General features: G+C 66.3%; 9 protein-coding genes. 6 read left to right on the plus strand and 3 right to left on the minus strand.

Annotated elements, in window-relative coordinates; translation table 11 throughout:
• The first annotated feature begins 247 nt into the window (after positions 1-247).
• A complete protein-coding gene (locus D7147_RS08100) occupies positions 248-1,294 on the plus strand; it encodes a hypothetical protein (protein ID WP_147437366.1) in 1,047 nt (348 codons plus the stop codon).
• A 14-nt stretch (positions 1,295-1,308) separates the two neighbouring features.
• Here D7147_RS08100 and D7147_RS08105 read toward each other — a convergent pair whose 3' ends face one another.
• From D7147_RS08105 to D7147_RS32960, 3 genes are all read right to left on the minus strand, one after another.
• A complete protein-coding gene (locus D7147_RS08105; RefSeq protein ID WP_158609304.1) occupies positions 1,309-2,451 on the minus strand; it encodes a Shedu anti-phage system protein SduA domain-containing protein in 1,143 nt (380 codons plus the stop codon).
• A 64-nt stretch (positions 2,452-2,515) separates the two neighbouring features.
• Positions 2,516-2,848 carry a hypothetical protein gene (locus tag D7147_RS08110; protein WP_233563002.1) on the minus strand — a complete coding sequence of 111 codons (333 nt, stop codon included), beginning with the start codon at positions 2,846-2,848 and terminating at the stop codon, positions 2,516-2,518.
• On the minus strand, positions 2,845-3,138 hold the full coding sequence (locus D7147_RS32960) for a DivIVA domain-containing protein (RefSeq protein ID WP_233563003.1): 294 nt from the start codon (positions 3,136-3,138) through the stop codon (positions 2,845-2,847). The genes D7147_RS08110 and D7147_RS32960 overlap by 4 nt, the downstream gene beginning before the upstream one ends.
• 319 nt (positions 3,139-3,457) lie before the next feature.
• On the opposite strand from D7147_RS32960, the gene D7147_RS08120 reads away from it, so the two are divergent.
• The 5 genes from D7147_RS08120 to D7147_RS08140 form a co-directional block, all read left to right on the plus strand.
• Positions 3,458-3,697, plus strand: coding sequence for a winged helix-turn-helix domain-containing protein (locus D7147_RS08120; RefSeq protein WP_120675159.1), 240 nt, complete (start codon positions 3,458-3,460; stop codon positions 3,695-3,697).
• 72 nt (positions 3,698-3,769) lie between these two features.
• On the plus strand, positions 3,770-7,354 hold the full coding sequence (pglX, locus tag D7147_RS08125) for a BREX-2 system adenine-specific DNA-methyltransferase PglX (protein WP_120675161.1): 3,585 nt from the start codon (positions 3,770-3,772) through the stop codon (positions 7,352-7,354).
• On the plus strand, positions 7,351-8,565 hold the full coding sequence (locus tag D7147_RS08130; RefSeq protein WP_147437367.1) for a hypothetical protein: 1,215 nt from the start codon (positions 7,351-7,353) through the stop codon (positions 8,563-8,565). Before pglX ends, D7147_RS08130 begins: the two co-directional genes overlap by 4 nt.
• Before the next feature lie 127 nt (positions 8,566-8,692).
• A complete protein-coding gene (locus tag D7147_RS08135) occupies positions 8,693-10,006 on the plus strand; it encodes a hypothetical protein (RefSeq protein WP_120675165.1) in 1,314 nt (437 codons plus the stop codon).
• 50 nt (positions 10,007-10,056) lie between these two features.
• Positions 10,057-10,358: IS5 family transposase (locus tag D7147_RS08140; RefSeq protein WP_120675367.1), on the plus strand; the 302-nt coding region annotated here is incomplete at its 3' end.

Raw genomic sequence — 10,358 nt, forward strand, 5'->3', positions numbered from 1 at the left:
GCGCGCCGAGGGGGAGCGGGCACCGCCAAGTATGCCAATGCGCGAATGTGTGTCAAGGACGGGCCGAAGCCAGCACCATTGATCAAGAGCCCACGAAGATCGCCTGGCTTGATATCGATTCTCTTTCTCGCAGGACTGCGCGAACCGTGAGGACAGCGCGTTCATCCGCCACCGGGCGTCCTGGCACATCCCGCTAACTGGTGCAACTTCTTCCTCACACGGCGGATTCTTCGATGTACACACTGGTATGACCGGTGACCTGTCGATAACTTCGCATCATGACGACCACCGTGCGGGATCGCGTCGCGGCGTTCTGGGACCGCCCATCCCCAGGGCCGCGGCCCTTGTCGAGCAGGTGCCGACCCTGTCTGCAACGCGCATGACTTTGGCCTCTGACACCGCGGCCACCGCCACCCGCATCGAGAGACTCGGTCAGTACATGACCGAACATGTCCTGGGGCCGTCCGGGAGCTGCGTCTGCCGAAGGCTCGGCAGCTGCCGGCAGAGCGTGCTGAGTGTGCGTCGAGGGACTTCCCCACGGACAGCGACCTTCGCCGCGGGCCAGCTCTCTCACGTCGGCCACCACTACGACCTGATGCTCGACGGTGTGCCGATGCGCACCCTGGTCATCGCCATGGAGACCGGACGGGCGCGAGAAGGCGTGACGCTCAAACAACGTCACGCCGAGGTCATGCAGTCCGCCAGTCTGGCGTTCACCGCCCGAAACCCGCACATGCGGGGTGTCACGAGCGCCCTCCGGCTCGCCCTCGGACAGGAACCCGGGCCTGACCGGGCCGGTGAGTTGCTTCGTCTGAACAGCACCCGTTCGCCGGTGCATCTGTTCGACGCCTTTGCCATGGCCAACATGCGCCTGTGCTCCGCCGTCGTCAGCGGCACGAGCAAGTCCCTAGGCAACCCGACGATGAGCCGGAACTGCGCCCCGCATCTGGTGGCCACGATCAAGATCCTCGAGCCGACCCTCTGCATCGTCCAGGGCGTCGAGGTCTACAAGGCGCTCACGACGCTCATGACCCGCCGCCGCCAAGTCGCGCCGAGCCTGGAGAGGGCACGTATCGCCGGCGTCGACACGCTGGTCGCGGCGTTCACCCATCCGTCCGCCATGAGGTTGACCGACCACTGGGGGCGGCTGACCAGCGCGCCGTACCTGTACGGAACGGTCGCTCCGACGCTGCGGGCCGCGCACCAACTCATCGCGACCCCAGGTGTGCAACGCAGCAAACCGGTCGGACCGCAACGGCGCCCCAGGGGTCTGAACCGTCAACCGCCGACGTAGCTGGAAGTCGCGCTCTACGGATGGCGCGACGCCTCGGCTTGAGAGAGCCCAAGGGCGTTGGTCGCTCCGTCGATCAACTGCTTGTAGGTGATCACCTCGATCCGGGCGAGGTGGCTGCTGTAGGTCCGCAGAACCTCGTTCATGTCGGCCTCGTCGAAGTCCGGTTGGAAGCGGGGATGGCCCACCACCACCGTTGCCGCAGCTCGACGTACATCCACGCCGTGTTGGTCGAGGATGCGCGAGCGGTCTTCGTCGAGTGCGAGAAGGTAGTTCATCACCTGCCCCACCGCACGGTGCACCTCTCCGTTGGGGATCAGGCCGTTGCGCTGGTGGGTCATGATCCGCACGTTTGCCCGCTTCAGCTCCACGACGTGTAGCGAGCCGTCGGGGCGGAGCAGAGGGATGTCGAGTTCACTCCCGGCGACGAGGCGGCGGCGGCCGAGGCCCGAAAGAAACGACCCACCGAATATCCAGAGATTTCCTTGGAGCTGGTACTGGAGGTCGGCCTCGGTACTGTGCGGGTTCTGAACGGCCGTCGTCAGCTGCTGGAGAGCGTCTGATCGCAACTTGAGCTGGGCGAGGTGAGCCAGCTCCTCCAGGCTCAGCTCCTCAGTGCTCGTGGGCCGGCTCACGTCGGCGTCAGCCTGAGCCGGGCGCTCCTGGAGCGTCAGCCGCCTGGTCAGCACCTCTAGCAGCCATGCAGAGGACTCTCGCTGGCCACGAAGCACATAGTGTCCGGCTTGTTCCTCGTCTTCGGAGATGGCGGACCCGGACTCGAATACACCGACAAGGTGCTTCTGAATGTCGGTGACGGTGGCGGACGGGTTCTCGGCGAGGAACGCGCGTATCGACGACAGGACGACATTGCCGAAGGCCTCTGTGGTGCGACGGATGAGCCCTAGCAGGCTGTGTCCAGTTCCCGGGAAGAGCTGATACTTGATCTCCACGTCGGGGCGGAGCATGGTGTTCATCGCGTAGGCCAGCGCATCCTCGATGCGCTCACTCGCGAGCAGGTCCTCCTCTTGCCGTGCGGCGCCCTCCGCGTAGCGGAGCAGGGACAACAGTTCCTTGCCGCCGCGGTACGAGCTCCGATCGCCCATGTGTCGTAAGGCGTCTTCAAGGAAGCCACGGACATGGTCCGAGACGCCGAGCTCCATGATCTTCCCGATCAGGATCCGTAGGGTGAAGTCAGACCTTGTTCGCACGTGATCCGGCACCTCATCAGCTCGAGCCGTAGAAGAGGCACCGATCATGCAACGGACCCCCGACATGCAGGCCTGCGCCATTGCCAATCGGTGGGGCGCGCGGATGGGTGGAAAAGTCGTGCATATTGGCGACGTACCGAAGACCCGCCAGTTGGACGTAGAGCTCGCGTTTGGCGGTCGCCTCACCGCGTCGGTTGAGCACGTAGCCAGTCAGCCAGATCCATCCGGGGTATGTCGGCCGGTCGCAGACCGAGACGATGCGGACGGTCAGTGCGCGTTCCCCGGCAAACTGCACCGACGCCCGACCGTCGACGATCAGCAGGTCACCGGAGGAGGGCAGCGCGGTCACCAGTGACCGGGGTTGGGGCGGAACTCCTGCACCGGCCGGCACTCCCGCGCGTGCATCGTCTGCCAGTCGCGCAGTGCCCGCTTGACCCGGTCGTTCTCCTGGCTGAGCAGCCGTACCGTCTCGTTGAGGGTGGCCAGCTCGTCGGCCATGCGGGCCTGGAACTCGCGTACCTCATCGGGGTCGACGCCGCGCCGGCGCGCGGCGAACTCGCGGGTCCGCACCTCGTGCGGCGTCAACCGGCCCGGGTAGCCGGCTGGGTAGGGCTGGCCACCTCGATACACCTGAGCCACGACGATCCTCTCCAGAGCAGACGGGAGCGCGGAAGGTCCCGGCGGTGGGGTTTGAAAGGGCGGGTCGCCCGCGCGGGGGCCGCGGGCGACCCGCCCGCTCTGCCGCCGCAGCTCGATTGAGCGGTACGACAGCAGAGCAGTCCGGTGGGTCGGGACGGGCATACGCACCCGCCCCGACCATGGGGATGCCTCTCGTTCTTGTTGCCACGCAAGGGTGGAGGCGGTTCCCAACTTAGCTGTCCCAGTCACCCTAGTCAAACTGCGAGTTGTTGCACGGTGTCGTTGCGTGATCGAATTGGCGTGCCACGCAGGGGGAGTCATGCCGATCACCGCCGACTACATCCGCATCGCCGACGAGATCGTCGCCGACATCAGAGCCAAGAAGCTCAAGCCGGGCGACAAGCTGCCCTCCATCACGCAGCTTGCCGCAGCGCATAAGGTCAGCCCGTCCACGGTCAAGCAGGTCTACGTGCGGCTCGAAGCCCTTCGGGTGATCTGGCGGCATCAAGGCAAGGGTGTCTTCGTGAACGATCCCAAGCTCTGGATGCGGGAACCGTAGGTAGCGGCCCGGCGACGGAAACGGGCCTTACGGGTAACCCCGTCCTGCCGCCGCGACGACTAGAGTCGTCGCGTGATCGACCGGAAGCTGCTCTTGTCCGACCTGCAGAAGCAGGTCAAGAACCTTGAGAAGGACCTGCGGGAGCAGGCCGAGTCGGTCGAGGAGGTACGCCTCAATCTGCGTGGCGAGTACGACCACGCATTCAAGGTCGGGCGTACCGCCGCCACCTGGGCAGCCTGGCGGGACGAGCGGGTCACCCAGGTCGCCGTCGCCTGGGTGCTCGGCACCGTCTTCGTACGCTTCTGCGAGGACAACGGCCTGCTGCCCGACCCCTTCCTGGCGGGCCCGGGGGACCGGCTAGTCCTTGCCGAAGAGGCTGAGGCGCAGTTCTTCCGGGAGCAGCCAGACAAGACCCTCCGCGACTGGCTGCACCAGGGCTTCGGCGCCATCGCCGGCACCCAGGCCGGCAAGTCGCTCTTCGACAAGCGGCACAATCCGCTCTACCAGATCCCGCTGTCCCACGACGAGGCGAAGAACCTGATTGCCTTCTGGCGGCGGCGCAGCGAGGCCGGCGGCCTGGTGCACGACTTCACCGACCCGGAGTGGGACACCCGCTTCCTCGGCGACCTCTACCAGGACCTCTCCGAGGCGGCCCGCAAGACCTATGCCCTGTTGCAAACGCCGGAGTTCGTCGAGGAGTTCATCCTCGACCTGACGCTCACCCCGGCGATCGCCGAGTTCGGCCACGACGTGGTCAAGATGATCGACCCGACCTGCGGCTCGGGCCACTTCGTCCTCGGCACCTTCGATCGGCTCCTGAAGGAGTGGGAGCAGCACGCCCCCAACCGCGACCCTCACGAGCGGGTACGCCTCGCCCTCAACGCCGTCCACGGCGTCGACATCAACCCCTTCGCCGTAGCCATCGCCCGCTTCCGCCTCCTGGTCGCCGCCCTCCGCGCCAGCGGCATCAAGACGCTCGCCGACTCGTTGGGGTACGTCTTCCCGATGAACCTCGCCGTCGGCGACTCGCTGATCAAGCGGCGACAGGCCATGCTTTTTGGTGAGGACCCGATGACGGAGTTCGCTTACGCAACGGAGGACGTGCACGAGCATCCCGGTATCCTCAGCCCCGGCCGCTATGACGTCGTTGTGGGCAACCCGCCTTACATCACCGTCAAGGACAAGGGCCTTAACGAGGCCTACCGCGAGATGTACGACGCCTGCGCCGGCAAGTACGCCCTGTCGGTGCCCTTCGCTCAGCGATTCTTCCAGCTCGCCAAGCCCGGCGACGGGGACGGCAAGGGTGCCGGGCAGGTCGGGCAGATCACCGCCAACTCGTTTATGAAGCGCGAGTTCGGCAAGAGGATGATCGAAAAGCTGTTCGCCATCGACGTCAACCTGACCCACGTCATCGACACCTCCGGTGCCTACATTCCCGGCCACAGCACCCCGACCGTCATCCTGATCGGTCGCAGCACCAACCGGAACCGCGGGGGCACGATCCGCACTGTGATGGGCATCCGCGGCGAGCCCAGCGCCCCGGCGACCCCCAGCCAGGGGCTCGTCTGGCAGGCAATAGCCGAGCAGGTTTCCCACCCAGGATCACAGAGTCTGTGGGTGGATGTTCTGGATATCCCGCGGGCGACGATGGCCTCCTACCCTTGGAGTTTAACCGGTGGTGGTGCATCGCGCCTTATGTCCGCCATCGAAGATGCTTCAGCCGAATTTCTAGGACGGCAGGTCCCCGGACAGGTCGGCCCTGCCAGTTTCGCAGGCATGGATGCCCCGTTCTTTTTGACGAGAAGCTGGCACAGGCGAGCCAACACCCCTGGTGTTATGGCCCGTCCTCTCGTCACGGGCGAAAACCTGCGCGACTGGGAGTTCGTCCAATCGGACGTTGCCCTGGTTCCTTATGATCAGCGGGGCAACTTGATCAGCTTTGACGATAAAGCTGCCTGGGGACGGCACCTTTGGCTTATGCGTCGCGCACTTCAGTCCCTTACAGGCTTTGGAGGAACTACCCGGCTCGACTCCGGCGAGCCATGGTGGAGCTGGTATCGGTGGATTAAAGACCGGTACCTTTCTCCGCTCTCCCTAGCCTTCGCTTCTGTTGCAACCCACCCTCATCTGGTGCTCGACCGTGGTGGAAAGGCATTCAACCGTCATGCGCCGGTGATCAAGTTGGCGGAGGGAGCGTCCGAGGACGATCACCTGCGGCTGCTCGGCGTACTGAACAGTTCGACCGCCTGCTTCTGGCTCAAGCAGGTCAGCCACAGCAAGGGCAACGCGACGGCATCGAGCGGGATGCCCGACCAGCCTTGGTCATGGAACTGGGAGTTCACGGGTACCAAGCTGCAGGAGTTTCCGCTGCCGGCTGGGTACCCCCTTGAACTTAGCCGGGAGATCGATGGCCTGGCGCAGCGGCTCGCCACGGTGGCCCCGGCGGCCGTCGCGGCCTCTGGCGTGCCCACCCGCGACCGGCTGACCACCGCTCGGGACGAGTGGCGCTCGGTCCGCGCGCGGATGGTCGCGTTGCAGGAGGAGTTGGACTGGCAGGTCTATCCGCTCTACGAGCTGCTGGACGAGGAGTTGACAGCCCCGGCCGGCTCGGCGCCGGAGCTGACGCCGGGGCAACGGGCCTTTGAGATCGTGCTCGCTCGCAAGGTGGCCGCCGGAGAGATACAGACGAAGTGGTTCAGCCACCACGGGCATGTGCCGATCACCGAGCTGCCAGCGCACTGGTCGGACGAGTACCGGGCGGTCGTGGAGCGGCGGATCGCGGTCATCGAGGGCAACCGCAACATCGGGTTGATCGAGCGGCCCGAGTGCAAGCGGCGGTGGGCCAGTGACGGCTGGGACGTGATGCAGCGCAAGGCGCTGCGCGACTGGCTGCTGGACCGGTGCGAGGCTCGCGAGCTGTGGTATCACCACGTCGACGGCCTGGAGCAGCCGCGCCCGCTGACCACTGCCCAGCTCGCCGACGAGCTGCGCCGCGACGCCGACGTGCTCACCGTCGCCGGCATCTACGCGCCCGGTCAGGATCTCGGCAAGGTGATCGCCGATCTGGTCGCCGACGAGCACGTGCCGCACCTGGCCGCGCTGCGCTACAAGGACTCCGGCCTGTCCAAGCGCGCCGACTGGGAGCAGGTGTGGGATCTTCAGCGGCAGGAGGACGCGCTGCCCGACGAGGCGGCGAAGCGGGAACTCCGCAAGCAGATCCCGGTGCCGCCGAAGTACACCTCGGCGGACTTCCTCAAGGGCAGCTACTGGAAGCACCGGGGCAAGCTCGACGTGCCCAAGGAGCGGTTCATGTCGTACCCGGGTGCCAGCCGCGACGGTGACCCGTCGCTGCTGGTCGGCTGGGCAGGCTGGGACCACCGCGAGCAGGCCCAGGCCCTCGCCACCCTGATCGTGGCTCGTGAGCAGGAGGACGGCTGGGACGGCGACCGGCTGCTTCCGCTGGTCGCGGGGCTGCGCGAGCTCCTTCCCTGGGTACGCCAGTGGCACGGCGAGTTCGACCCGCTCTGGGGCGCTTCGCCGGCGGACATCTACGCCGGCTTCCTTGCCGAGACCACCAACCGGCTGCACCTCACGGACGAGGCGCTGACGTCGTGGCGCCCGGCGAAGGCGACCCGCGGTCGTAAGGCCAAGGCGTGACGACCGAGTCAGTGCCGACCGGCTTGTGGTCGGCGGACGACGTCGAGGAGCTGACCGAGATGCTGGCGGCCCGCCGGTCGCGGCTGTGGCAGCTCACCCAACCGGCCGACCTCGCGGCTTGGGTGTTCGCCGACCCGGAGCCGGCACCGCTCGATTCGGCGCCGGCTGCCCTCGACGGTCACTGGGCCGACGGGCTGGATGAACCGCAGCGTGCTGCGTGGGCCCTCGCCGGATGGGTGGCCCGGATGACGGTGCCCGACGCGGCACCGACCGCCGGCCGGCACTGGCTGCTGTCGCGGGTGAACGAGGGCCACGGTCCGCTGCTGCGACTGACCGTCGGAGTGCTGGAAACCCTCGGGGTGTACGAGTCCGGTGAGGAGGTGTGGCTGCGGGTGGCGGGGGCACCCGTCGTGCACGCCATGGATGCGGGTGCGGCCGACCTGGAGGAGTGGGGACGGCGCGGCATCGACATGCAGGAGGACCGGACGAAGACCCTCGCCGAGGAGAAGCTGCTCCTCACCTGCCCGGACATCGACACGGCGCTGTGGTTGCTCCGGCAGCCGCCGGTCATGGCCGCCGCCCGGATGCTCAATGCCTGGGTGGCGGCCGGCCCGTTCCCGTTCCAGAGCCGATACCGGGCCGAGGTCGCCGGTCGAGCATGGCAGGCCGCCGAAACCCTGCTCGCCGGTGCGCCACCCGCCGAGACCGGCGCTCGGGGCTTCGATCGGGAGTACGCAGGGCCGGCGGTGCCGGCCGACCTGCCGGCGCAGCGGTCGTTCGACGCGGCCGCCTACCGGGCCGGAGTGAGTGAGCACGATCGGCTGTGCCGGGCGCTGATCAACCACCTCACCGCCGAAGGTGTACGGGTTGGTGCGGGACTGCACGGCGTACCGGTGGATCTGGCCTGGCGGGACGCCGACGGGCGGCAGTTCATCGCCGAGGTGAAGAGCTTGGTCGGGGATAACGAGATCGAGCAGCTTCGGCTGGGTCTCGGCCAGGTCCTCGAATACCGCCACCGCCTCGCGGCACGCGGAGTCGTCGCGACGCCGGTCCTGTTCGTCTCGAGATGCACGGACCGTTCGTGGCCAGCCATCTGCAGAGACAACGGCGTCATCTTGCTACAGGGTCAGGGTGACTCGGAGTGGATGGCGGCGCTGACGAAGGTCCACCGTCCCGGGGCCGCTCCTATCCGGCCATCTTCACCCGACTGAATGTCCGAAGTGCCCGACAAGGAATAGCGGCGACAATTTGGTCAAGGTCGTCTGTGTGCGGCCCGAGGCTGTTGTTGGTATCGCAACCACTGCCTAGGGTGATGTCAGTTTTGGGGGAGGGGCAGGCGTGACCACTGATAACAATGTGCCCGTGCCAGTGTGGACACTCGCTACAGAGGCCGTGGATGTGCCGGACGTGCTGGGTGATGAGGGCATGACGCCGGGTCGACTCGCTGAGTTGAGAACAGTCCTAGCAGCACTTGCGGATTCTCCCGTCGCCAGCCTGGAAGCGCATCCGGTGTCAACCACACGCGATCGGAGCGGTGGGATACCGCTTCATGCGGCCAGTCCGCTCGCTCAGCAGTTGTCGCACCTCGTGGCTCAGACGGCGAGGTCAGCGCCTCCGACGTTGAACGTCGCCGCTACCGGTGACGTGCTCTACAGAATGGTGGTGCCGGCGAAGGTCGCCGCACAGGTCGGCAAAGGACTTGTCAGACCCATGGCATCGAGGGCATCCGCAGGAGGTATTCACAGTGCGCTGGTCAACTCCACCGGCATCGCAGCCCAAGCCACGTTCGTGCCCGTCGCTGGCAAGGCTGCTGTTGCAGGTGCGGCAACCGGCTCGGCCACCACGGCTGGTGTGGCAGCGGCCAGCGCCGGAGCGTTGACAGTGGCCGCACCGCTCGTGCTGATGGCCGTCGCGGTCGGCGTCAGCGCCTACGCGGATCATCAGCGCCAGAAAGCAATCGAGCGAATCACCGACCTCCTGGAGCAGCTGCACGAGGACAACCTGGAGAGCGAGCGAAACGCCCTGGACGGTTGTCGTGACGCGATCGACAAGGCGACGTCGGTTCTCCTCGACCAGGGCCGAGTCGGCCTGTCGTTAGGGCTGGATTCCTCGTCGTACGCGATCAACACGGCGATCGAAGGAATCAAGCGTCGGCTCATGAAATGGCAACAGGCGCTAGCTGCGCTGCCCGACGGCCCGGTGGAACTCGGCACGTTGACGAAATCGTTCCCTGGTGTCAACGAGGAAGGTGGCACATTCCGCGCACACGTGGAGCTTGCCCGACTCGCCATTGCTCTCAAACGCCGAGTGCTCGTCCTTCAAGCAGTTGAACACGCTCAACAGGGGGATACGGGCAATCCGTTCAAGAGCTTTATCGGGAGCCTCCGCGACGACGAGCGTCGCGTGGACGAGCTGGAATCAGGCATCACCTCAATCCTGCTTCGACTGTCGGCTCTCGAGCTGAAGCGTCCCGGCGGTTTCCGCAGCATCATGTTTACACAGGGTGAGGTCGACGACCTGCTCAAAGCCGCATATCGGCTGCGCGCCTTGGGTGACGGCCTCAACCTGGGAACCCACCAAGCTGACGTGGCGATCGAGATCGAACGAAGCGGTGACGGGTCGCTCGTAGTATTCCCTGCAGTCGCCGCCTAGGGCGTGTCCTGTCGATCTTGTAGTGGTTGATGGTTGACGATGTGCCGGTGGTGCGTCGTGGTGAGTTGACCGATGAGGCGTGGGTGGTGATTGCGCCGTTGCTTCCGGAGCCGGGTGGTGCGCGGGGGCGGTGGCGGGATCACCGTCAGGTCATTAACGGGATTCTGTGGAAGCTGCGCACGGGTGCGCCGTGGCGTGACCTGCCGGAACGTTTCGGGCCGTGGAAGACCTGCCACGAACGGTTGCGCCGGTGGACCGCTGACGGGACGTGGGATCGGATCCTGGCCGCGGCGCAGGTGCATGACGACGGGACACCGGTGCAGTGGACAATCAGCATCGACTCGTCGATCGT

It is taken from the genome of Micromonospora musae, from assembly GCF_003626545.1.
Classification (GTDB): domain Bacteria; phylum Actinomycetota; class Actinomycetes; order Mycobacteriales; family Micromonosporaceae; genus Micromonospora; species Micromonospora musae.